The organism is Streptomyces sp. CA189, from assembly GCF_056428985.1.
Genome location: NZ_JBWJVM010000040.1, coordinates 43,585 through 67,020 on the forward strand (window position 1 = coordinate 43,585; position 23,436 = coordinate 67,020).

Annotated in this window: 20 protein-coding genes; 11 read left to right on the forward strand and 9 right to left on the reverse strand. The window is 69.8% G+C overall.

The features are described from left to right. Positions 1–42: 42 nt before the first annotated feature. From AC061S_RS26395 to AC061S_RS26405, 3 genes are all read right to left on the reverse strand, one after another. On the reverse strand, positions 43–1,980 hold the full coding sequence (locus AC061S_RS26395; protein ID WP_478688370.1) for an APC family permease: 1,938 nt from the start codon (positions 1,978–1,980) through the stop codon (positions 43–45). A gap of 224 nt (positions 1,981–2,204) precedes the next feature. Next, positions 2,205–2,924 (reverse strand): cation efflux transmembrane domain-containing protein, encoded by a 720-nt coding sequence (locus AC061S_RS26400; RefSeq protein ID WP_478688371.1) that lies wholly within the window; start codon positions 2,922–2,924, stop codon positions 2,205–2,207. Positions 2,925–2,926: 2 nt separating this feature from the next. Beyond that, entirely contained in the window at positions 2,927–3,262 is a 336-nt protein-coding gene (locus AC061S_RS26405) for an ArsR/SmtB family transcription factor (protein WP_478688372.1), read from the reverse strand. A 718-nt stretch (positions 3,263–3,980) separates the two neighbouring features. On the opposite strand from AC061S_RS26405, the gene AC061S_RS26410 reads away from it, so the two are divergent. After that, positions 3,981–4,787, forward strand: coding sequence for an SDR family NAD(P)-dependent oxidoreductase (locus AC061S_RS26410; protein ID WP_478688373.1), 807 nt, complete (start codon positions 3,981–3,983; stop codon positions 4,785–4,787). Positions 4,788–4,951: 164 nt separating this feature from the next. On the opposite strand, the gene AC061S_RS26415 is transcribed toward AC061S_RS26410, so the two are convergent. Then, entirely contained in the window at positions 4,952–5,536 is a 585-nt protein-coding gene (locus AC061S_RS26415; protein ID WP_478688374.1) for a TSUP family transporter, read from the reverse strand. Next, positions 5,533–6,219: a response regulator gene (locus AC061S_RS26420; protein ID WP_478688375.1), complete on the reverse strand. Its 687-nt coding sequence runs from the start codon at positions 6,217–6,219 to the stop codon at positions 5,533–5,535. The genes AC061S_RS26415 and AC061S_RS26420 overlap by 4 nt, the downstream gene beginning before the upstream one ends. Before the next feature lie 236 nt (positions 6,220–6,455). Here AC061S_RS26420 and AC061S_RS26425 point away from each other — a divergent pair, with 236 nt between their 5' ends. Further along, positions 6,456–7,016 carry a hypothetical protein gene (locus tag AC061S_RS26425; protein ID WP_478688376.1) on the forward strand — a complete coding sequence of 187 codons (561 nt, stop codon included), beginning with the start codon at positions 6,456–6,458 and terminating at the stop codon, positions 7,014–7,016. 8 nt (positions 7,017–7,024) lie between these two features. Here the strand turns inward: AC061S_RS26425 and AC061S_RS26430 are convergent, their stop codons facing one another. The 4 genes from AC061S_RS26430 to AC061S_RS26445 form a co-directional block, all read right to left on the reverse strand. Beyond that, positions 7,025–7,810: a GNAT family N-acetyltransferase gene (locus AC061S_RS26430; protein ID WP_478688377.1), complete on the reverse strand. Its 786-nt coding sequence runs from the start codon at positions 7,808–7,810 to the stop codon at positions 7,025–7,027. Between the two features lie 145 nt (positions 7,811–7,955). Continuing rightward, the gene (locus tag AC061S_RS26435) at positions 7,956–8,762 is read right to left on the reverse strand and encodes an SDR family NAD(P)-dependent oxidoreductase (protein ID WP_478688378.1); all 807 of its coding nucleotides are present in this window, start codon (positions 8,760–8,762) and stop codon (positions 7,956–7,958) included. Positions 8,763–8,990: 228 nt separating this feature from the next. After that, a complete protein-coding gene (kdpB, locus tag AC061S_RS26440; RefSeq protein ID WP_478688379.1) occupies positions 8,991–11,144 on the reverse strand; it encodes a potassium-transporting ATPase subunit KdpB in 2,154 nt (717 codons plus the stop codon). 258 nt (positions 11,145–11,402) lie between these two features. Continuing rightward, complete coding sequence (locus AC061S_RS26445; RefSeq protein ID WP_478688380.1) at positions 11,403–13,280, reverse strand: APC family permease; 1,878 nt, start codon at positions 13,278–13,280, stop codon at positions 11,403–11,405. Positions 13,281–13,522: 242 nt separating this feature from the next. Between AC061S_RS26445 and kdpF (AC061S_RS26450) the strand changes: the two genes are divergently transcribed. The 9 genes from kdpF (AC061S_RS26450) (at position 13,523) to AC061S_RS26490 (ending at position 23,433) form a co-directional block, all read left to right on the forward strand. Continuing rightward, entirely contained in the window at positions 13,523–13,612 is a 90-nt protein-coding gene (gene kdpF / locus AC061S_RS26450; RefSeq protein WP_243332542.1) for a K(+)-transporting ATPase subunit F, read from the forward strand. Between the two features lie 48 nt (positions 13,613–13,660). After that, on the forward strand, positions 13,661–14,419 hold the full coding sequence (locus tag AC061S_RS26455) for a DUF4118 domain-containing protein (protein WP_478688381.1): 759 nt from the start codon (positions 13,661–13,663) through the stop codon (positions 14,417–14,419). A 237-nt stretch (positions 14,420–14,656) separates the two neighbouring features. Further along, positions 14,657–14,746: a K(+)-transporting ATPase subunit F gene (gene kdpF, locus AC061S_RS26460; RefSeq protein WP_138907650.1), complete on the forward strand. Its 90-nt coding sequence runs from the start codon at positions 14,657–14,659 to the stop codon at positions 14,744–14,746. A 6-nt stretch (positions 14,747–14,752) separates the two neighbouring features. After that, the gene (gene kdpA / locus AC061S_RS26465; protein ID WP_478688382.1) at positions 14,753–16,417 is read left to right on the forward strand and encodes a potassium-transporting ATPase subunit KdpA; all 1,665 of its coding nucleotides are present in this window, start codon (positions 14,753–14,755) and stop codon (positions 16,415–16,417) included. Continuing rightward, complete coding sequence (gene kdpB, locus AC061S_RS26470; RefSeq protein WP_478688383.1) at positions 16,414–18,513, forward strand: potassium-transporting ATPase subunit KdpB; 2,100 nt, start codon at positions 16,414–16,416, stop codon at positions 18,511–18,513. The genes kdpA and kdpB (AC061S_RS26470) overlap by 4 nt, the downstream gene beginning before the upstream one ends. 3 nt (positions 18,514–18,516) lie before the next feature. Beyond that, positions 18,517–19,233 (forward strand): potassium-transporting ATPase subunit C, encoded by a 717-nt coding sequence (locus tag AC061S_RS26475; protein WP_478688384.1) that lies wholly within the window; start codon positions 18,517–18,519, stop codon positions 19,231–19,233. A gap of 121 nt (positions 19,234–19,354) precedes the next feature. Further along, the gene (locus AC061S_RS26480) at positions 19,355–20,038 is read left to right on the forward strand and encodes a response regulator (RefSeq protein ID WP_478688385.1); all 684 of its coding nucleotides are present in this window, start codon (positions 19,355–19,357) and stop codon (positions 20,036–20,038) included. Positions 20,039–20,048: 10 nt separating this feature from the next. Then, positions 20,049–22,592, forward strand: coding sequence for a DUF4118 domain-containing protein (locus AC061S_RS26485; RefSeq protein ID WP_478688386.1), 2,544 nt, complete (start codon positions 20,049–20,051; stop codon positions 22,590–22,592). Between the two features lie 70 nt (positions 22,593–22,662). Further along, on the forward strand, positions 22,663–23,433 hold the full coding sequence (locus tag AC061S_RS26490) for a MerR family transcriptional regulator (RefSeq protein ID WP_478688398.1): 771 nt from the start codon (positions 22,663–22,665) through the stop codon (positions 23,431–23,433). Positions 23,434–23,436 lie beyond the last annotated feature (3 nt).

Consider the following 23,436-nt stretch of genomic DNA (forward strand, 5'->3'; position numbering starts at 1 on the left):
GGCGGGATTCCTGTCGGTTTCTTGACGCCCCGTCGCCTGACGTCAGCCGGCGTGGACGTGGGGGCGGCGGGCCCGGTCCGGTTCGGCCTCGCGGATGACCTCTCGGGTGACGGGGGCGACTTCGCCCTGGCCGAAGAGGAAGAAGCGGAGGAAGTTGGCCATCGGGTTGCCCTCGGTCCACTCGAAGTAGATGTGGGGGCGCTGTCCCGTCTCGTCGCGTACGTGGAGCAGGAAGGCGGCCAGGGCGTTGGGGATGCTGGAGCTCTCCAGGGTCAGGACGCGGTAGCGGCCGTGGAGCACTTCGCCGCGCACCCGCATGCCCGATTCGAACTCGGACGCGTCCAGGACCGTGACCTCGACGAACATGACGTCGTCGCCGGGCGGGATGTCGTTGTCCGCGCGGATCTGCTCCTTCTTCTGCCGGTACTCGTCAAGGTCGCGGTTGTCGGGCTCGTTCGCGATGAAGCGGATCGTGCGGTTGGACGTGTCGCGGATGAAGCGCTGCGCCATGTCGTCCAGTTCCACGTCCGTGACGCGCAACTCGAAGACGCGCGCGAGGCGGGAGAGGAGGGAGAGGGCCATGATGCCGACGATGAAGCAGGCGCCGATCTTCACACCGTCCGGGCGCTCTACGACGTTCACGGCCGTGGTGTAGATGAAGACGGCGGAGATGATGCCGAAGCCGATGGTCCAGCCGCGCTCACCGGCCCGGCGGGCGGCGATGGTCACGGCGACGGCGGCCGAGGTGATCAGGACGAGGACACCGGTGGCGTACGCGCCGCCCTGGGCGTCGACGTCGGCGTTGAAGATCCAGGTCACCAGGAACGCGACCAGGGTGAACACGATGACCATCGGGCGCAGGGCGCGGGCCCAGTGCGGGGCCATGCCGTAGCGGGGCAGGTAGCGCGGCATCAGGTTGAGCAGGCCGGCCATGGCCGAAGAACCGGCGAACCAAAGGATCATGATGGTGGAGATGTCGTAGACCGTGCCGAAGGCGGAGCCCAGGTACTCGTGCGCCAGGTAGGCCAGGGCACGGCCGTTGGCCTCGCCGCCCGGCTTGAACTGTTCGGCCGGGATCAGCAGCGTGGTGATGAAACTGGAGCAGATCAGGAAGACGCTCATGATGATGGCCGCGGTCGTCAGCAGCTTCTTTGCTCCACGGATCCGGCCGGCCGGGTTGGCCTGGGTGTCCTCGGGGTCGCCCTTGACGTGCGGCATGACCGCCACCCCGGTCTCGAAGCCGGAGAGGCCGAGCGCGAGCTTCGGGAACACGATGAGCGCGATGGCGATCATCATGAACGGGTTGCCGTGCTCGGTGGTCAGCGCGGTCGTCCAGTCGGTGACGACGTGCGGTTCGGTCATCACGTTCCACAGACCGACGGCCACGACCACGACGTTCAGGCCGAGGTAGGTGGCCACCAGGACCACGGCCACGCCGATGGCCTCGCTGAACCCCTTGAGGAACACGGCCCCGAGCAGCGCGATCATGATCAGAGTGATCAGCACTTCGTGACCGTGGAGCGTGCTGGTGAGGTGCGGGTTCTCCACCAAGTGCGCGGTGGCGTCGGCGGCCGAGAGGGTAATGGTGATGAGGAAGTCGGTCGCCGCGAACCCGAGCAGGGTCAGAACGAACAGCTTGCCCTTCCAGAACGTCAGCAGCCGCTCCAGCATGGCGATCGAGCCCTCACCGTTCGGGCTCTCCTGGGCGACCCTCCGGTAGACGGGCAGCGCGCCGAAGAGGGTGAGGAGCACGAGCACGATGGTCGCCAGCGGCGACAGCAGACCGGCTGCCAGCGCCGCGATACCGGGCTGGTAGCCGAGGGTGGAGAAGTAGTCGAGACCCGTCAGGCACATGACCCGCCACCACGGACGGCCGTGCGGCTGGGCCGCCGCCTCCTTGGCGGCGGGCGAACTGTTCTCGGCGGTCAAGCCTTCCAGCATCCACGCCCGCAGGCGCGACGTGCGGGCAGGGGTGGCCATCGTGGTGGGCTCCTGTCGTACGGCAAAGAATCAGCCATCGACGTCGACGGCTGAGCAAGCGTACGCAGCCTGATCACATATGCCCGGAGTTGAGCCAATCCTGACGCGTCCTTAACGGCCATCCTCCCGATGGCGCAGTCGACGTACTCCCGACGCAGCCGAAGCCTCGCCCGCCAGGTCGGCAGTCGGCTGGGCCGGTTCAGTCCTTCACGGAGCTCGGTGGCTCACCCGCAGCAGTCGCAGCCGGGGCTGCAACCGCACGCGTCCGCCGGAGCCTGAACGGACGGTACTGCCGCGACGGGGGCCGCGCAGCATCCCTTGCCTTGCCAAGCGTCACGCCCCTCCTTGACCGCGATGGCGGCGATGACCAGGGCGGCGATGGGGTCGGCCCAGGACCAGCCGAGGGTGGCGTTGAGGACCAGGCCGACCAGGAGGACGGCGGACAGGTAGGTGCACAGGAGCGTCTGTTTGGAGTCGGCGACCGCGGAGGCGGAGCCGAGTTCGCGGCCCGCTCGGCGCTGGGCGGCGGAGAGGAACGGCATCACCGCCAGGGAAAGGGCGGCGATGACGATGCCGGGGACGGAGCCTTCGGCCTCGTTGGCGCCGACCAGGGCGCGGACGGCGTCGACGGTGACATACGCGGCGAGCGCGAAGAAGGAGACGGCGATGATCCGCAGGGTGCGCTGCTCACGGGCCTGGCGTACGGCGTGGTCGCGGGCGGAGAACTGCCAGGCGACCGCGGTGGCGGAGGAGACCTCGATGACGGAGTCGAGGCCGAAGCCGATCAGGGCGGTGGAGGAGGCGAGCGTGCCTGCCGTGATGGCGACGATCGCCTCGATGACGTTGTAGGTGATGGTCGCGGCCACGAGGAGCCGTATCCGGCGGGCGAGCGCGTCCCGCCGGGCCGGAGAGGGCCCGAGGGATATGGATATCTCCGCGGTCATCGTCAGCAGCACCCCTTCTCGGCGGTATCCGGGCAGGTGCGGTCGGTTTCGATGGCCACTACGGCGGTGCGCAGGTCATCGAGTGCGTGGCCGAGGCGTTCGTCGGCGAGCTCGTAGCGGGTGCGGCGGCCGTCCGGCACCGTGATGACCAGGCCGCAGTCGCGCAGGCAGGCCAGGTGGTTGGACAGCCGGGTGCGGGAGATGCCGAGCGCGTCGGCGAGGTCGGCGGGGTACGCCGGGGCGTCGCGCAGCGCGAGCAGGATGCGGCAGCGGATGGGGTCGGCGAGCGCGCGGCCGAACCTGGCCAGCACCTCGATTTCGGGGGCAACAGTCAACACACCACGAGAGTACACCCGATCCTGAATTCAACACATCATGGATTGTTGGTACGGTCCTGGCCACGCGAGCCGTCCGACCCCCTGTTCCCCGCCGGGGCCGGACGGCTCATGTGGTGCGCGACGGCTGACCGGCGCGCGGTCGCATCGGCCCGTACCCCCACGGTGGGGCCATGCGTTTCCCCGGCGGTGTTCAGGTCACCGCCCACCAGCCGCGCGCCACCGGACCTCATCCGTTTCCGGATCCGGCTCCGTCGCCACATCACTCTGGGCCAGGCCGACAGCCGCGACAACACTTCCTGACGCGTTCCTTCCGCGCCGTTGTCGATCTTTGATGCCGCCCTGACCACCTGCACGAACCCGGCCGTGATTCCGTCACCCGAAGCACGTCAGAAGACTGTCAAGGACCCGTTCAGAGCCTTGTCCGCCCCTCCCGGATCCGCTGGGATGAGGACATGAACAGCGGTCCGCGCTACGAAGACCGGCCACCGTCACGACGTATCCGTCGCGCCGGGGCCACCTCTCCGCAGCCTGCAGCGCCCGCTGTCCGCCCGGCCTTCTGACACCGGCCGCCGCGATATCGACGTACCCGCGCCCTCCTTCAATGGGGGCTGCCGGAACGCGTCTTGACCATCACCGCATGAGCTGAGCCCGCACCCCGCCATGTGCCGGGGCGCCGGGCTCGCCGGCCATGCCCGCTTCCAGGATCCAGGAATCCGACATGACTTCATCCCTGTCCGGACGTACCGTCCTCGTCACCGGCGCCACCTCCGGCATCGGCTACGAGACCGCCCGCCAGCTCGCGGAGCGCGGTGCCACCGTTCTTCTCCACGGCCGTACACCCGAGGAAGCCGGGGCCGCCGCCGACCGGCTGATCGCCACCGCCGGCGTCGACGGCTCCCTGCTCCGTCCGCTCGCCGCCGACTTCGCCCGCCTGGAGGAGGTCGAGAACCTCGCCCACGGCGTCGTACGAGACCACCCGCGCCTGGCCGTCCTCGTCAACAACGCGGCCATCGCCGCGCCCGAGCGCCACACCCTCACCGCCGACGGCAACGAGATCTCCTTCCAGGTGAACTTCCTCGCCCACTACCTCCTGACCGATCTCCTGGCAGCCTCCCTCACCACCGATCCCGGCGGCCGGGTCGTCAACGTCTCCTCCTCCCACCACCGCACCGCGGCCATCCAGTGGAACGACCCGCAGCGCATCCGCCGGTACTCCCGCCTCGCGGCCTACGCGCAGTCCCAGCTGGCGCTGACCGTCTTCGCCTCCGACCCGCGCGTCACGGCCATCTCCGTCCACCCCGGCATCTGCGAGACCGGGCTCCTCCCCCTCTACGGGAACGAGGGCGAGTCCGCAGCCGACGGCGCGGCCCACGTCGTACGGCTTTGCGATCCGTCCACCGAGATCGTCAACGGCGCCTACTACGACCGGGGCGAGCGGGTCGCCCCGGCTCCCACCGCCACCGACGACCGCACCGTCAAGCGCCTCAACAAGCTCGCCGACCTCCTCGTCGGCCACACCGCCTGAAGGGATCCCCAGCCATGTCCAAGCGCGCACGCAAGAAGAGGGCCCGCCGCAAGAAGGCCGCCAACCACGGCGGCCGAGCCTGCAGCTGACCCTCGTCCCACCTCGCGGGGCGGCCCCCGACCAGGGCCGCCCCGCTTCCATGGCTCGGGGCCGGCCCGGCGAAGTCAGTCGTGACGGGCGAGCTTGACCGCAGACAGGAGCAGGACCACGGCCAGCACGGGGATGAGGACCGCGTTCGGGAACACACCGAGCAGGAGCCCACCCAGAACGGCGCCGGCGATCGAACCTGCTGCCATGATCGCGGTGAAGCGGAGGTTGGCGCCGAGGACGGCGAAGCTGCCGTCACGGCTGTAGCGGGCGAAGGCCACCAGCATGGTCGGCAGGGAGACCAGCAAGGAGAGACTCCCGGCGATCTTGATGTCCTCCCCGAACAGCAGCACGATCGTCGGGATCAGCAGCTCACCCCCGGCCACGCCCATGATCGCCGCCACCACGCCGATACCGAACCCGGCCACGACTCCGGCAGGGATCCGCGCCCACAGCGGCAGCGCAAGGGCGTCCAGGGGGTGTGGGTGACCACCAGGGCAGCGTGCGCATGACAGGCATCCTCGCTGGCCACAGACCCGACCGCTACGGACCGACCCCTTCTTCGGGGGAAGCCACCGGATACCCGCCCAGGACCTTGTCAGGACCTTGTCAGGACCTCCGAGCACCGGGCGCGTGGCGGTCCGCCGACTCGACGCACTCACGCGTCGAAGCGGTACCCCATACCGGGGGCGGTGATCAGGTGGCGCGGGTGCGAGGGGTCCACTTCGAGCTTCCGCCGGAGGTGGGCCATGTAGACGCGCAGGTAGTTGGTCTGCGTTCCGTAAGAGGAGCCCCAGACCTCCTGGAGCAGCCGCCGTTGGCTGACGAGCCGGCCCTTGTTGCGGATCAGGACTTCCAGCAGGTGCCATTCCGTCGGCGTGAGCCTGATGGTCTGCCCTCCGCGCCTGGCCTTCTTCGCGATCAGGTCGACGGTGAACTCCTCGGTCTCTACGACCGATTCGTCCGCGGTGACCGGGGCGTGCGCGGGCGTACGGCGAATGATCGATCCCAACCGGGCCATCAGTTCGTCCATGCCGAACGGCTTGGTGATGTAGTCGTCGGCGCCGGCGTCCAGGGCCCGGACCTTCTCCTCGGAGCCGTGGCGGGCGGAGACCACCAGGACGGGCACCCGCGACCACACCCGCAGCCGCTTGATCACGTCGATCCCGTCCATGTCGGGGAGTCCGAGATCGAGCAGGACCACGTCCGGGCGGCGGCTCGCCACGGCGTCCAGGGCCGTGCCCCCGTCCGGCGCGCAGTCCACGTCGAACTTCCGCGCCTTCAGATTGATGACCAGCAACCGCGCGAGCTGCGGTTCGTCGTCCACTACCAACACCCGGGGCATGGGCGTGCCGCCTTCCTCTCGTACGTCAGTCGATGAAACAACCATTTCCCGCTGTCTTGGCACGCCTTGACAGCGTCCATACGGCGAGGAACGCGAGCTTGACGACCTCCATACGGCACCCGCCCAGGGTGCCCCGGGCAGCCGCTGCAGGCACCCCGTCAAGATCTCGTCGCCGAGGCATCAGCAGTCCGTCAGGATGCGCTGCCGAGGGCCCGGTCCTCCATAACGTCGCACGCATGGGACGACGAATCACTCGGTCGGAGACCGGCATGCGAACCGGGCACGCGGGGCCGCCCGGCCCGCCGGCGCAGGACATCCACTGGGCCGGTGAGCGGCGGTCGGCGATCGGCGTCGCCTCCCTGCTCGGCACGGCCCTGTTCGTGATGGACGGAGGCGTCGGCCGACTCGACGTGATCCGCGGCGCCCTCTGGGGCGGGCTGACCCTCCTCGTCTTCGTGATCATGCTGCCGCCCAGGGTCTCCATCCGGCCCGGCCTGCTGAGCGCCCGCGGGCTGCTGGTGGAGCGCAGTGTCCGTACCGACCGGCTCGTCTCGGTCCAGTGGTCGGACGGGGTGTCCCAGCGGCTGGTCCTCCGGGACACGGAGGGAGGGTGGGTTGAGATCGACCCGACCGTGCTCGTACGCAATCCGGCGATGTGGCGGTGTCTGGACAAGGACACCCGCACCTCCATCCGGCGCTGTTCTCTGCGGTACGGCGCCACTGCCCTGTGCGGATTGGCCTCGCGCATAGACCGCGAGACGGCTCACACGGTCTTCAAGGTGTCCGGCTTGCGGTGACCATCGGCTCACGCCGCTTCCGCGCGCCCTCCGAGTCCCGGGCGGCGCGCGGGACCGGTCGCGTAGTGGACGTACTCGCGGGTCAGGCGGAACCCGGCTGACCAGGCCAGGAGCCGGCTGGGCCGGTTGTCGCGGGAGCAGGTCCAGCTCGCCGTACGGCCGCGGGCGGCGATGTCCTGGCACAGGGCGGTGACGCAGGCGAGGGCCAGGTGTTGCCGGCGGTGGCCGGGGTCGGCGAGGGCCGCGACGTCCTCGTAGCGGCTGCCGAGGAAGTACGTGCAGGCCAGTGAGAGGGCGCGGCCCCGGTGGAAGGCCCCCCAGCAGAGGCCGGAGGACGCGAGCTGCTCGGGGCCGCCCCAGGTCCGGTGGATCCAGGCCGCCCCGGGCCCGAGAACGACTACGGCCGCTGTGTCCTGGGGAGTCAGCCGGCGCACCGTGACGCCGGGGGCCGGGCGAGCGGCCAGGGCGGGCCCCTGGTGTACGTAGACCATGCGCTCCCACGGATCGACGCGCTGGAACCCGCCGCCGAGGACGGGCAGGAAGCGGGCCGGGGCTTCTACGTAGCTGCGGGCGAACGGCGCGAGCGCGTCGGGAGTCAACACGTCCGGGTCTCCGCGCAGCAGGACCTGGTCCCCACTGGACACCGCGACCACTCTCGGGTCCACGGCACGGTCCGCCCACCAACGGCCTCTGCCGGTGGCTATGACGTGCTCGGGGAGGGCCGCGACGCCGGGAGAGCCGCCGGGGAACCAGCGGGCCAGAGCGGGCAGACGGGAGGAAGAGAGCTCGATCACGACGGATGCCGCCTCGGTCGGAGAAATGGAGAGGGCGGGGGCGGCCCGGAACGGTGGGCCGCCCCCGCGGGGAGCCGGCGCCGGTGAGCGTCGGCGCCGGCCGGCCTTGTAGCCGGGGAGGGTGGAGTGGATGGGTGGGGCGCGGTCAGGCGCACTGCCCGACGAGTTGGTCCGCGAGCTTGTTCAGCCGCTTGACCGTGCGGTCCCCGGTTGCCGCGGCGGCGGGCTGCGTCCGCTCGCCGCGGTCGTAGTAGGCGCCGTTGACGATCTCGACGGCCGGGTCGCACAGCCGCACGACGTGTGCGGCGCCCTCGGCGGGCGTGGCGCCCTCGGGTCCGTACAGCGGCCTCAGCGCGGTCTCGCATACGCCCGGGTTGACGGATACGGCGGTGACACGGGGGTCGGCTGCGAAGACGGTGAGCGCGAGCTGGGACTGTGCGTAGGCCGCGAGACGCGAGTAACGGCGCGTGCGGTTCGGGTCGTTCCACATGATCGAGGCGGTGCGGTGCATCGAGGAGGAGACGTTCACGACGCGTCCACCCGGGTCGGTGGTGAGTGCGGGCTCCATCAGGTGCGTCAGCAGGTAGTGGGCGAGGAAGTTGACCTGGAAGGCGAGCTCGTTGCCGTCGGGAGTGATCGTGTGGCGCTCGGGGGCGGCGACGGCGGCGTTGTTGACCAGGACGTCGAGGTAGGGGTGACCGGTGATGACCCGGTTGGCGAGCCGTTCGACCTCGTCGAGCCGCGTGAAGTCCGCGGCGCAGGGCCGCAGGAGCTCCGCGTCGACATCAGCGGTGGCGAGGAGGCGCTTTACGGCCGACCGGGCCTCGTCCGGAGTTCGGCCGTGGAGAAGGACGGTGGCGCCGCTCTCGGCCAGCTGGCGGGCGGTCTCGTAGCCGATGCCGGAGGTGGCACCGGTGACCATGATGGTCCGGCCGGACAGGAACGAAGGCATGAGTGGATCCAGTGGACGGGCACGGTGGCGGGCGGCCGAAGAAGCCGGGGCTCAGCCGTGCGGTGAAGTGTGATCCCGTAGCGCGTATCGCGGGTGTCCCGTAGCGCGTACGGGCTGGGGGCGCCTGCGGATCCGCGGTTGGCCGCCGGCACCACGTCGTCCATCCAACTGGCCCGCGGCGCGGCGCTCAAGCGCCCTGACGATCCTCTGACGCGGTTTTGCCGGACTTCAGCCGAGGCCGGGGATCGTGGACACCAGCAGGTCGATGAGCTTGATGCCGACGAAGGGAAGGATCAGGCCGCCGAGGCCGTAGACCCCGAGGTTGCGGCGCAGCAGGTCGTGTGCGGAGGCCGGCTTGTAGCGGACTCCGCGCAGGGCGAGCGGGATCAGGGCGACGATGATCAGGGCGTTGAAGATGATCGCCGAGGTGATCGCGGAGGTCGGGCTGTGCAGGCCCATGATGTTGAGGGCTTCGAGGCCGGGGTAGGCCGCGGTGAACATCGCGGGGATGATCGCGAAGTACTTCGCCACGTCGTTCGTGATCGAGAAGGTGGTCAGGGCACCTCGGGTGATGAGGAGTTGCTTGCCGATCTCGACGATGTCGATGAGCTTGGTGGGGTTGGAGTCGAGGTCCACCATGTTCCCGGCCTCCTTGGCGGCCGAGGTGCCGGTATTCATGGCCACGCCCACGTCGGCCTGGGCCAGGGCGGGCGCGTCGTTCGTGCCGTCGCCCGTCATCGCGACGAGCTTGCCGCCCTCCTGCTCCCGCTTGATGAGTGCCAGCTTGTCCTCGGGGGTGGCCTCCGCGAGGTACTCGTCGACACCGGCCTCGGCGGCGATGGCGCGGGCCGTCAGCTCGTTGTCCCCGGTCACCATGACCGTACGGATCCCCATGGCGCGCAGCTCCGCGAACCGCTCCCGGATGCCCTCCTTGACCACGTCCTTGAGGTGGATGATCCCGAGGACCCGCGGGCCGTCCCAGTCGTGGACCGCGACCAGCAGCGGGGTCCCGCCGGACTCGGAGACGGCGGCCGACCACTCCGCGGTCTGCGTCGGTACCGTCCCGCCGCGTGCCACCACCCAGTCGCAGACCTGTGTCACCGCGCCCTTGCGGATGGCGCAGCCCGCGCCGCCCTCCCAGCTCAGGTTGATGCCGCTCATCCGGGTGCGGGCGCTGAACTCGGTGAAGCGCGGGTTGCTCAGTTCCTCCACGGCCACCGGCTCCAGCCCGTACTGCCGGGCGAGGACGACCACCGACCTGCCCTCGGGAGTCTCGTCGGCGAGGGAGGACAGCTGGGCGGCGTCCGCGAGCTTGATGTGGTCCGTGCCGGGCAGCGGGATGAAGGCCGCGGCCTCGCGGTTTCCGAGGGTGATGGTGCCCGTCTTGTCGAGGAGGAGCGTGTTGACGTCTCCGGCCGCCTCGACGGCACGCCCGCTCATCGCGATGACGTTGCGCTGGACGAGCCGGTCCATGCCCGCGATGCCGATCGCTGACAGCAGAGCGCCGATCGTGGTGGGAATGAGGGTGACGAGGAGGGCCACCAGCACGGTCGTCGACTGGGCGGCGCCCGCGTAGGCAGCCATGGGCTGGATGCTGACCACGATCAGGACGAAGATGACGGTCAGCGCGGCCAGCAGGATGTTCAGCGCGATCTCGTTGGGAGTCTTCTGCCGGGTGGCGCCCTCGACCAGGGCGATCATCCGGTCGATGAAGCTGTTCCCGGGGCGCGAAGTGACCCGTACGACGACCGAGTCGGACAGCACGGTCGTACCGCCGGTGACTCCGGACCGGTCGCCGCCCGACTCCCGCAGGACCGGGGCCGATTCACCGGTGACGGCCGATTCGTCCACCATCGCGGCCCCGTCGACCACATCACCGTCGGCCGGGATCAGCTCGCCGGCCTCGACGAGGACGAAGTCGAAGGGCTGGAGCTCGGCCGGCGTCACCACCTCGCTCTCGGCACCGCGCAGGTTCGCCCCGTACGTCCAGTGGTTCAGCCGCACCGCGACCGTGTCCGTACGCGCCTTGCGCAGGGACTCGGCCTGGGCTCGGCCGCGGCCTTCGGCGACCGCCTCGGCCAGATTGGCGAACAGGACGGTGAGCCACAGCCAGACGCTGATCACCCAGGTGAAGACGGACGGGTGGAAGAGCGCCGACAGCGTGGTCAGGACGGATCCGACGGCGACGACGAACAGCACCGGCTTCTTCACCAGTTCGCGTGGGTGGAGCTTGGCCACGGCCTCCCGCACGGAGGCGGCGAGGAGCTCGGGGTCCACCACGTTCGCCTGGCCGGGCCGTTTCCGGGAGGGCCGGTTGATTGGAGTCCGCGGAGGGGAGCCGAGACCTGGGGGAACGTGCTGCGCGGAGGCGGCGGGAGGCATGAAGCGACCTTCTGATTCAGTCCGGGGGCGTGGCGGAGCCCCGGCAGTTCGTGGCCGGGGCGGCGCGGGAAAGGGGGTGTCGCCGCCGGGGCTGCCCTCCATGGACCCCCTCGGCCGTCACGTGAGTGGGCGAGACCCCGGCGGCGCAACAGGCAGGAAACTACTGCCCGTTCTGCGGAGAATTCCCATCCGGGCGGGGGAATTGGCACCTTCTTGACGGCGGCGCACGAGACGCGTCAAGCCGCCGTCAAGGGCGCGTCAGCATGCGACGTCGGTGATCCGGAAGCGCAGTCGGCAGATGACGGCGTCGGTGTCGCGGCGGACGGCGTGGGCGACGACGGAGCCTCGCTGGTTCTGGAGCATCCGCTGCCACAGGTGGGCCGGTTCGGTCTCCGGGATCAGTACGGTCACCTGGGCATCGGGGTGCGTCCGCGCGAGCTCCCGCACGTAGCCGGACAGTGGCCGCCCGAGCGACCGGGTGTCGGAGGAGAGCTCGGTCAGCTCGACGCCGGGCTTCCACAACTCCCAGTCCCGACGCAGCGCTTCGGCGGCCTCCCGGTCCTCGGGCGCCGGGTGGGTGACGGTCACGGCGTGGACCTCGTCACCGAGGGAGCGGGCTGCGGTCAACGCCCGGCAGGTCAGCTTCGAGAGCCCGGAGACGGGAACCACGACGAGCGACCGGGCCCGGTGCGGCGGCTGCGGGACGCGGCCGAGTTCGAGGCGTTCCCCGATCTCGGCGTAAGCGCGGTGGACCTTCTCGAAGCCGAGGACGATCAGCGGCAGCGCGAGGACGATCAGCCAGGCGCCCTCGGTGAACTTCGTGGCGGTGACGACGACCGCCGCGACGCCGGTCAGGAGTGCGCCGAAGCCGTTGAGGGCGGCCTTGCCCTGCCAGCCCTTCGGTCGCTCGCCGCACCAGTGCAGGACCATCCCGACCTGGCAGATGGTGAAGCCGACGAAGACGCCGATGGCGAAGAGCGGGACGAGGGTGTTGGTGTCACCGCCCGAGAAGACGAGCAGGACGGCCGAGACGAGCGCCAGCCAGACCACGCCGTGGCGGTGGACCTGGCGGTCGGCCTTGAGGGTGAAGAAGTGCGGCAGGAAGTTGTCGCGGGCCAGCAGGCTCATCAGCACGGGCAGGCCGCCGAAGGAGGTGTTCGCGGCGAGCGCGAGGAGCACCATGGTGGCGAACTGGACGACGTAGAAAGCAGCGTTGTGGCCGAAGGAGGCGTCCGCGAGCTGAGCGAGGACGGTCACGCCCTCGACGGGCTGGAGGTGGAAGCGGCCGATGAGGATCGACAGGCCGATCAGCATCACGCCGAGGAGGACACCGAGGGCGACCTCGGTGCGCTGCGCGCGGCGGGCCGCCGGGGCCCGGAAGGACGGCACGGCGTTGGCGACGGCCTCGACGCCGGTCAGCGCCGAGCAGCCGGCCGCGAAGGCCTTCAGCAGCAGGAGTACGCCTACGGTCGTGGCACCCTCGCCGAGCGCGGAGGCATGCCCGGCGGCGGAGGCCGTGCTGACCGGGCCGTCGCGGAAGAGGCCCACGGTAATCATCGCGAGGATCGAGCCGACGAAGAGCGCGGTCGGCACGAGGAAGGCCTTGGCTGAGTCGACGACCCCACGCAGGTTCACGGCCGTGACCAGCACCAGCACGGCCAGGCAGATCCAGACCCGCTCGCCGTGCAGGCCCGGGAACGCCGACGTCAGAGCGGCCACACCGGCGGTGACCGACACCGCGACGTTCAGCACGTAGTCGAGGATCAGCGAGGCCGCGGCCACCAGGCTCGTACGCCGGCCCAGGTGCTTCTTCGCCACGGCGTACGAGCCGCCGCCGTCGGGGAAGGCGGCGATCACCTGCCGGTACGAGGCCACCAGTACGGCGAGCAGCGCCGCGATGGCCAGGGTGACGGGAAGAGTGAAACCGAGGCCGTACGCACCGGCCGCGGCCAGCACCAGCACGATCGACTCCGGCCCGTACGCGACGGACGCCATCGCGTCGAGCGACAGAGCGGCGAGGCCCTGGAGGGCGGTCAGCTTGTGCCGGTCCCCCGCCCCGCCCGCGCCCGTATCAGGGGGCTCCTCCTGGCCCGGCCCCTGGACAGCCGTGGTCGGTTTTCCCATGTGTATGGCCATGTCGCCGTTCCCTCCGAATGAGCAAAGTGAGGACAGCGTCGGAGGCCTGCCGGACGGCCGCCAGCACTCTTGGCGCTATCCATACGGCTCCCCCGCCGCTCTTCACGTGTTCCATACGCGCAGGTGGCGGCGGCGTATGAAGGCCGTCAAAAGGGCGCAGCGGCGCGTTGCCCCGGCTCCACGGAGAGGCAGGCTGGTTGTGGCGGCACCTGCCCCGCCACACCACCCGAGGAGAAGAATTGATGGACGCGGAGAACCTGGTCGGCCTGCTCATCGCCCTGGCACTGCTCGGCTACCTCGTGTTCGCTCTGATCAAGCCCGACAAGTTCTGATCAACGCTCTGGAAAGCAAGAGCGGCGGGTCCGGACGGGAGGCATCACATGTCCGGCTTCTGGTACCGGTTCCGCGACCCCATCGCGCTGGTCGCGGGCCTCGTGGTCCCCTTCCTGGCAGCGCTCGCGCTCGTGCCCTTCCGTACGGACCTGTCGGCGACGAACGCGGCGCTGATCCTCGTCGTCGCAGTGGTCGCCGTGGCCGCTCTGGGCAGCCGGGTGGCGGGAGCGATCGCCGCGCTCTCGGCGGCCGCCTGGTTCGACTTCTTCCTCACCCGGCCCTACCAGCGGTTCGCCATCTCCGACCGCGCCGACATCGAGACGGCCGTCCTGCTGCTCTGCGTCGGCCTGATCGTCTCCCAGCTCGCTGCGCGCGCACGCCGGCTCCAGGCCGTCGTGGTCACCGACGCCGCGCACCTGTCGAGCCTCCAGGGCACCGCCCGGCTCGCCGAGGACGGCGGCTCGCCCGAGGACGCGGTCGAGTACGTGCGCCGCGAGCTCGTCGGCCTGCTGGGCCTGCGCGGCTGCCGTTTCGAGTACGGGACCCTGATGGGGAACCTGCCGCGCCTGGAGCACGGCGGCGGTCTGTGGCTCCGCCGCGGGAGCCGGATCACCGAGTACGCCGACTGGCCGGACGGGGAGACCGAACTGCGGGTGACCGGCGGCGGCCACTACTACGGCCGCTTCCTCCTCGACCCGCTCCCGGGCCGTCCCCTGCCCTCCGAGGAGGCCCGCCTCGTAGCCGTCGCGCTGGCCGCGCAGGCCGGCTCCGCGCTGGACACGGCGGGCCTCTCCCACCAGGGCTGACCCCTGGGAGCGGCCTTCCCCGTAAGGACGGCGTTAAGGGTTCCCGTCCCGCCGTAAGGACCACGTCAAGGCGTCTTAACACCCGGGCGAAGACACGGTTGTCTCGTCATCGGCCGGCTGGCCGATTCATTTCTTCCTCTTCACTCAGGAGCTCACGATGGCCGATCTGGCCTTCGTCGTCACCACGGTCGCGGTGTTCGCGCTGGTGGCTCTCGTCGCCCGGGGGGTGACCAAGCTGTGACTGCCGAAAACATCGTCGGCCTCGTCGTGGCCGTCTCCCTGCTCGGCTACCTCATCCTCGCCCTCGTGTACCCGGAGAGGTTCTAGCCACCGATGAGTCCCGTTCTCGCTGGTGTGCTCCAGCTCCTCGCACTGATCGCCGCACTCGCCCTGGCCTACCGCCCCCTCGGCGACTACATGGCCAAGGTCTACTCCTCCGAAAAGCACTACAAGCCGGAGAAGTGGATCTACAAGGCCATCGGCGCCAACCCGTCGGCCGAGATGCGCTGGCCCGCGTACCTCCGCGGTGTCCTCGCCTTCTCGGCGGTCTCCGTCCTCTTCCTCTACGGCCTCCAGCGGGCCCAGGGCATCCTGCCCGGCTCGCTCGGCTTCTCCGCGATCGACCCGGACCAGGCCTTCAACACGGCCGCGTCCTTCGTCGCGAACACCAACTGGCAGTCGTACTACGGCGAGCAGGCCATGGGCCACGTCGTCCAGACCGGCGGCCTCGCGGTCCAGAACTTCGTCTCGGCGGCGGTCGGCATGGCCGTCGCGGTGGCCCTCGTACGGGGCTTCGCGCGCTCCCGCACCGGTGAACTCGGAAACTTCTGGACCGACCTCGTCCGCGGTGTCGTCCGGATCCTGCTGCCGATCTCCGTTGTCGGCGCGATCATCCTGGTCGCCTGCGGCGCTATCCAGAACTTCTCCGGCATCCACGAGGTCGGCCAGTTCATGGGCGGTTCGCAGCAGTGGAACGGCGGCGCCGTCGCCTCGCAGGAAGTCATCAAGGAGCTGGGTACGAACGGTGGCGGGTACTTCAACGCCAACTCCGCCCACCCCTTCGAGAACCCCAACCCGTTCTCGAACCTCTTCGAGATCTTCCTGATCCTGGTCATCCCCTTCGCCCTGACGCGCACCTTCGGCAAGCTCGTCGGCTCGGTCAAGCAGGGCTACGCGATCCTCGCGACGATGGCCACCATCTGGATCGGCTTCACCTCCCTGATGATGTGGACCGAATTCGCCCACCACGGCCCGGCGTTCGACGTCGCGGGCGGCGCGATGGAGGGCAAGGAGACCCGGTACGGCATCGCCGCCTCCGCGATCTTCTCCGTGGCGACGACCCTCACCTCCACGGGTGCGGTCAACTCCTTCCACTCCTCCTACACCGGCCTCGGCGGCGGGATCCAGCTGCTGGGCATGCAGCTCGGCGAGATCGCGCCCGGCGGCGTCGGCTCCGGCCTCTACGGCATGCTGATCATGGCGATCATCGCGGTGTTCATCGCCGGCCTGATGGTCGGCCGCACCCCGGAATACCTGGGCAAGAAGATCGGCACCCGCCAGATCAAGTTCGCCGCCTGCTACATCCTCATCACCCCGGCCCTGGTGCTCTGCTTCACCGCGGCGGCCATGGCGCTGCCCACCCCGGGCAACTCGATGACGAACTCCGGGGCGCACGGTTTCTCCGAGATCCTCTACGCCTACACCTCGGGCGCCAACAACAACGGCTCCGCGTTCGCGGGCCTGAACGCCGACACCCAGTGGTTCAACAGCACCATCGGCATCGCCATGCTGCTCGGCCGCTTCCTGCCCATGGTGTTCGTCCTCGCGCTGGCCGGTTCGCTCGCCGAGCAGAAGCCGGTCCCCGAGACGGCGGGCACGCTCCGTACCGACAAGCCGCTCTACACGGGCCTGCTCGTCGGCACGATCCTCATCATCACCGGTCTGACCTACTTCCCGGCCCTGGCGCTGGGTCCGCTCGCCGAAGGGCTCGCATCATGAGCACCGCCACACCTACCAGGGCTCCGCACCAGGACGTGCCCACCGGTCACAAGCCGGACTCCGGACGCGTGGGCGGCGGCCTCTTCGACCCCAAGCAGCTGCTGAAGTCCTTCCCGGACGCCGTCCGCAAGCTCGACCCGCGCGTCATGATCAAGTCACCGGTCATGTTCGTCGTCCTGATCGGCTCGGTGGTCACGACCGTCCTCGCGGTCAAGGACCCGACGGACTGGTTCGGCTGGGCGATCACCGTCTGGCTGTGGCTGACCACCATCTTCGCCAACCTCGCCGAAGCGGTCGCCGAGGGCCGCGGCAAGGCCCAGGCCGACACCCTGCGCAAGGCCAAGACCGACACCGTCGCCCGCCGCCTGAAGGGCTCGGCGGAGGAGCAGGTGCCCGGCACGGAGCTGCGTATCGGCGACCTGGTCGTGTGCGAGGCCGGCGACATCATCCCCGGCGACGGTGACGTCGTCGAAGGCGTCGCCTCGGTCGACGAGTCCGCCATCACGGGTGAATCGGCCCCGGTCATCCGGGAGTCGGGTGGCGACCGGTCGGCCGTGACCGGCGGGACGAAGGTGCTCTCCGACCGGATCGTCATCAAGATCACGACGAAGCCCGGCGAGACCTTCATCGACCGGATGATCGCCCTGGTCGAGGGTGCGGCCCGGCAGAAGACACCGAACGAGATCGCGCTCAACATCCTGCTCGCCTCGCTCACCATCGTCTTCCTGCTGGCCGTGGTCACCCTGCAGCCCTTCGCCATCTACGCGGGCGCCACGCAGTCGATGATCGTGCTGACGGCGCTGCTGGTCTGCCTGATCCCGACCACCATCGGGGCCCTGTTGTCCGCGATCGGCATCGCGGGCATGGACCGGCTCGTCCAGCGCAACGTCCTGGCCATGTCGGGGCGCGCGGTCGAGGCCGCCGGCGACGTCTCCACGCTGCTGCTCGACAAGACCGGCACCATCACCCTCGGCAACCGCCAGGCGTCAGAGTTTGTCCCCGTCAAGGGCACGACGGAAGCCGAGCTGGCGGACGCGGCGCAACTCTCCTCCCTCGCGGACGAGACCCCCGAGGGGCGCTCGATCGTGGTCCTCGCGAAGGAGAAGTACGGCCTGCGCGAACGCCACCAGGGCGAACTGACCGGCGCCGAATGGATCCCCTTCACCGCGCAGACCCGCATGTCCGGTGTCGACGTGGACGGCAAGAAGACCCGCAAGGGTGCGGCGGGTTCCGTCATCACGTGGGTCAAGGAACAGGGCGGCCGGGTCTCCGAGGACGCCGACCTCCTCGCCAACCGCATCTCCGAGGCAGGCGGTACGCCGCTGCTGGTAGCTGTGGAGGATGAGCGCGGGGCCCGCGTCCTGGGTGTCATCCACCTGAAGGACGTGGTCAAGGAGGGCATGCGGGAGCGGTTCGACGAGCTGCGGCGCATGGGCATCAAGACCATCATGATCACCGGCGACAACCCGCTGACCGCCAAGGCCATCGCGGAGGAAGCGGGTGTCGACGACTTCCTCGCGGAAGCGACGCCCGAGGACAAGATGGCCCTCATCAAGCGCGAGCAGGCCGGCGGAAAGCTCGTCGCGATGACCGGCGACGGCACGAACGACGCCCCGGCCCTCGCCCAGGCCGACGTCGGCGTCGCGATGAACACCGGCACCTCGGCCGCCAAGGAGGCCGGGAACATGGTGGACCTGGACTCCAACCCCACCAAGCTCATCGAAATCGTCGAGATCGGCAAGCAGCTCCTCATCACCCGAGGAGCCCTCACCACCTTCTCCATCGCCAACGACGTCGCGAAGTACTTCGCGATCATCCCGGCCATGTTCGCCGTGGTCTACCCCGGCCTCGACAAGCTCAACATCATGGGTCTGGCCTCCCCTGAGTCGGCGATCCTCTCCGCGGTCATCTTCAACGCGCTGATCATCATCGCGCTCGTCCCGCTCGCCCTCAAGGGCGTCCAGTACAAGCCGACCAGCGCCGACAAGATGCTCCGCCGGAACATCGGGATCTACGGACTCGGCGGCCTCATCGCCCCGTTCATCGGCATCAAGATCATCGACCTGCTCATCTCCCTCATCCCCGGAATCGGCTGACGCATGAACAACTCTGTCGGAAACACCGTGCGGTTGATCGGGGCGGGCCTGCGAGCGCTGCTCGTTCTGACCCTGGTCTGCGGGGTGCTCTACCCCCTCGCCGTCACCGGCATCGCCCAGGCTGCCTTCAACAACAAGGCCAACGGCTCCGAGATCAAGGACAAGGACGGCCAGGTCGTCGGCTCCTCCCTCATCGGGCAGACCTACAACCTCCCGAAGAAGGACCCCAACGACGCCGAGGAAGCGGTCAAGCCGGACCTCAAGTGGTTCCAGCCGCGCCCCTCCAACGGCCTCGGCAGCAACAGCGTCAACACCCAGTACTCGCTGATCCTCTCCGGTGCCACCAACCGCTCCGCCGACAACGGCGCCGTCAACGGCAAGTGCACCGACCAGGCGGAGGAAGGCACCCTCTGTGCCCAGGTCATCGCGGCCAAGGACGCCGTGATCGCGGACAACTCCACGGCCGGCCACCAGGTCAAGCCGGAGGACGTACCGGCCGACGCCGTCACCTCCTCCGGCTCCGGCCTCGACCCCGACATCTCCCCCGAGTACGCGAAGCTCCAGATCCGCCGGGTCGCCGAGCAGAACGAGCTCGACGTCAAGCAGGTCGAGAAGCTCGTCGCGGACCACACCACCGGCCGCATCCTCGGCTTCATGGGCGAACCCCGCGTCAACGTCCTCGAACTCAACACCGCCCTCAGGGCACTGACCAAGACCTGACGTACCGCATGGCAAGTGTGCGGAGCCGGCGGGACACGGAGCCCCCAGCCATCGCTGGGAGTGCCCCCGACCTCCCGCCGGCTCCGACCCGTACCCACTGGAAGAGGAAGGCCCCACACCGATGATCAAGGTGCTGGTGGTGGAAGACGACGCCCAGCTCGTCCGCGCGCTCCGGATCAACCTGGAGGCACGCAAGTTCGAGGTGGAGACGGCTTCCGACGGCAAGACCGCCCTGAGGCTCGCGACCACCCGCAAGCCGGACGCCATCCTGCTGGACCTCGGCCTGCCGGACATGGACGGCATCGACGTGATCAAGGAGGTACGGGAGACCAGCGGCGTACCGATCCTCGTCCTCTCCGCCCGCCACACCTCCGAGGAGAAGATCCGCGCCCTGGACGCGGGGGCCGACGACTACGTCACCAAGCCATTCAGCATGGACGAACTCCTAGCCCGGCTGCGGGCCGCCGTACGGCGGCGGGAGGTCGCGGCGCCCGCCCACGAGGTGGCCGTGGTCACGACGGACGAGTTCACCGTCGACCTGGTCGCGAAGAAGGTGATCCGCAACGACCGCAGTGTGCGGCTGACGCCCACCGAGTGGCACCTCCTGGAGATCCTCATCACCCACCCGGGCCGTTTGATCAGCCAGCGCAAGCTCCTGCTCGACGTCTGGGGACCGACGTACTCCGAACACACCAACTACCTGCGGGTCTACATGGCCCAACTGCGCCGCAAACTGGAAGCGGACCCCTCACACCCGAGATACCTGATCACCGAGCCCGGCATGGGCTACCGCTTCGAGGAATGACGTAACCACCATGGGACGCGGCAAGTTTCGTATCTACCTGGGCTCGGCCCCCGGCGTCGGCAAGACGTACGCGATGCTCTCGGAGGGCCACCGCCGGGTGGAGCGCGGCACCGACGTGGTCGTCGCCTTCGTGGAGCACCACCACCGTCCGCGCACCGAGGTGATGCTGCACGGGCTGGACCAGACCCCTCGGCGCGAGCTGGAGTACCGGGGATCGGTCTTCACCGAGATGGACGTGGATGCGATCCTCGCGCGGCGCCCCGCCGTCGCGCTCGTGGACGAGCTCGCCCACACCAATGTCCCCGGCTCGCGCAACACCAAGCGCTGGCAGGACGTGGAGGAACTCCTCCGGGCCGGCATCGACGTCGTCTCCACCGTCAACATCCAGCACCTCGAATCGCTGGGTGACGTCGTCGAGACGATCACCGGTGTCCGGCAGCGGGAGACCGTCCCCGACGAGGTCGTACGGCGCGCCGACCAGATCGAGCTCGTCGACATGTCCCCCCAGGCCCTGCGCCGCCGCATGGCCCACGGCAACATCTACAAGTCCGACAAGGTCGACGCAGCTCTCTCCAACTACTTCCGCCCCGGAAACCTCACCGCGCTGCGCGAGCTCGCGCTGCTCTGGGTGGCCGACCGCGTCGACGCGTACCTCCAGGAGTACCGCAGCGAGCACAACATCCGCTCCACCTGGCAGGCCCGCGAACGCATCGTCGTCGGCCTCACCGGCGGCCCGGAAGGCCGTACGCTCATCCGCCGCGCCGCCCGCCTCGCCGAGAAGGGCTCCGGCGGCGAGGTCCTCGCCGTCTACATCGCCCGCAGCGACGGGCTCACCGCCGCCTCCCCCAAGGAACTCGCGGTCCAGCGCACCCTGGTCGAGGACCTCGGCGGCACCTTCCACCACGTCATCGGCGACAACGTCCCCGACGCGCTCCTGGAGTTCGCCCGCGGCTGCAACGCCACCCAGATCGTGCTCGGCGTCAGCCGCCGCCGCTCCTGGCAGTCCGTGTTCCGCCCAGGCGTCAGCGCCACCGTGGCCCGCGAATCGGGGCCCGACCTCGACGTCCACATCGTCACCCACGACGAGGCCGCCAAGGGCCGCGCCCTGCCCGTCGCCCGCAGCGCGCGGCTCGGCCGCTCCCGCATCATCTGGGGCTGGCTCATCGGCGTGGCCGGCCCCGCCCTGCTAGCGCTGCTGCTGAACCAGGTCGTCCCCGACCTCGGGCTCGCCAACGACATGCTGCTCTTCCTCACCTTCACCGTGGCGGCGGCCCTGCTCGGCGGACTCCTCCCAGCCCTGGCCTCGGCAGCCTTCGGCTCGCTCCTCCTGAACTACTACTTCACCCCACCGCTGCACGAGTTCACCATCTCCGACCCCAAGAACATCGTCGCCATCGCGATCTTCGTCGGCGTGGCCGTGTCCGTGGCCTCCGTGGTCGACCTGGCCGCCCGCCGCACCCACCAGGCCGCCAGGCTCCGCGCCGAGTCCGAGATCCTCTCCTTCCTCGCGGGCAGCATCCTGCGCGGCGAAACGGCCCTCGACGCCCTGCTGGAGCGGGTGCGCGAGACCTTCGCCATGGAATCCGTGGCCCTGCTGGAGCGCGCCAGCGACGTGGACCCGTGGACCTGCGCGGGCAGCACCGGCCGGAACCCTGTCTCCCGCCCCGAGGACGCTGCCGTCGACATGCCCATCGGCGAGAACATGGCCCTGGCCCTGACAGGCCGGGTACTGCCGGCCGAGGACCGGCGCGTACTCGGCGCCTTCGCCGCCCAGGCAGCCGTCGTACTCGACCGCCAGCGCCTGGTCGACGAGGCCGAGGAGGCCCGCCGACTCGTCGAGGGCAACCAGATCCGTACCGCCCTGCTCGCCGCCGTCAGCCACGACCTCCGTACACCGCTCGCCTCGATCAAGGTCTCCGTCACCTCACTGCGTTCCACCGACGTGCAATGGTCCGACGAAGACCGGGCCGACCTCCTGGAAGGCATCGAGGACGGCGCCGACCGCCTCGACCACCTGATCGGCAACCTCCTGGACATGTCCCGCCTCCAGACGGGCACCGTCGTCCCGCTCATCCGGGAAACGGACCTCGACGAGGTCGTCCCGATGGGCCTGGCCGGAGTACCCGACGACAGCGTGGTCCTCGACATCCCCGAGACCCTGCCCATGGTCGCCGTCGACCGCGGCCTGCTGGAGCGAGCCGTCGCCAACATCGTCGAGAACGCCGTCAAGTACAGCCCGCCCGGCCAGACCGTCCTCGTCGCCGCCAGCGTCCTCGCCGACCGCCTCGAACTGCGCGTCGTCGACCGCGGCCCCGGAGTCCCCGACGAGGCGAAGGTCCGGATATTCGAACCGTTCCAGCGGTACGGAGACGCACCCGCCGGCGCCGGTGTCGGTCTCGGCCTGGCCGTCGCCCGAGGCTTCCTGGAGGCCATGAACGGCACCCTCACCGCCGAGGACACTCCCGGCGGCGGACTCACCATGGTGATCACCCTGCCCATCAAGGAGGGCACCCCGCCGTCCCGCCCCGACCTTCCCACGGACGCGACGACGTGACGCCCCCGGCGGGCTTGACGGCTTGACCTTCGACCCGGGTCGAAGGTTTATCGTCGACGGTGTGAGCACGATGCGGATCTCCCAGCTGGCCGAGCGTTCCGGTGTTCCGGCGACCACCCTGCGCTTCTACGAGGGCGCCGGGCTCCTGCCCGCCGAGCGGACGCCGGCCGGCTACCGGGTGTACGGCGAGGCCTCGCTTGAGCGGCTGGCGTTCATCGGCGCGGCCAAGCACCTGGGGCTTCCGCTGGAGGAGATCGGCGAGCTGCTCGCGGTGTGGGAGTCCGGGGCCTGCAGGGACGTGAAGGCCGGTCTGCGACCGCGGCTCGCCGCCCGCCTGGCCGAAGCCGAAACCCGCACTGCCGAGTCGGCCGCGTTCGCCGCCTCCCTGCACTCAGCGCTGGAACACCTGGACACGCTGCCCGACCGCGCCGGACGGTGCGACCCCGAGTGCGGCTTCCTCGCACCGGGACCCGCGCCGACTACGACCGCCGGTCCGGTGGACGTGGCGCTCTCCAGCCGTCGGACCGCCGACCGGGAGACGGAGCACTGGCGCACCGCGCCAGTGGCCTGCTCACTGCCCGGGGAGGCCATGAGCGAACGCGCCGCACGATGGCGCGAGGCCGTCGGCGGCGCCGTCCGCACCCGGATCCCTGACGGGCTGCGCCTGACCCTGCCCGTAGAGCAGGCCGTATCCCTGACCGCGCTGGCCGCTGCCGAGCAGCAGTGCTGCCCGTTCTTCGACTTCCGCCTCCACCTCGACGGCACCCAGGTCCATCTGGAGGTCCGCGCGCCCGCCGACGGCGCCGCACTGCTGGCCGACCTGTTCGGGCCGGCCGCCTGACCT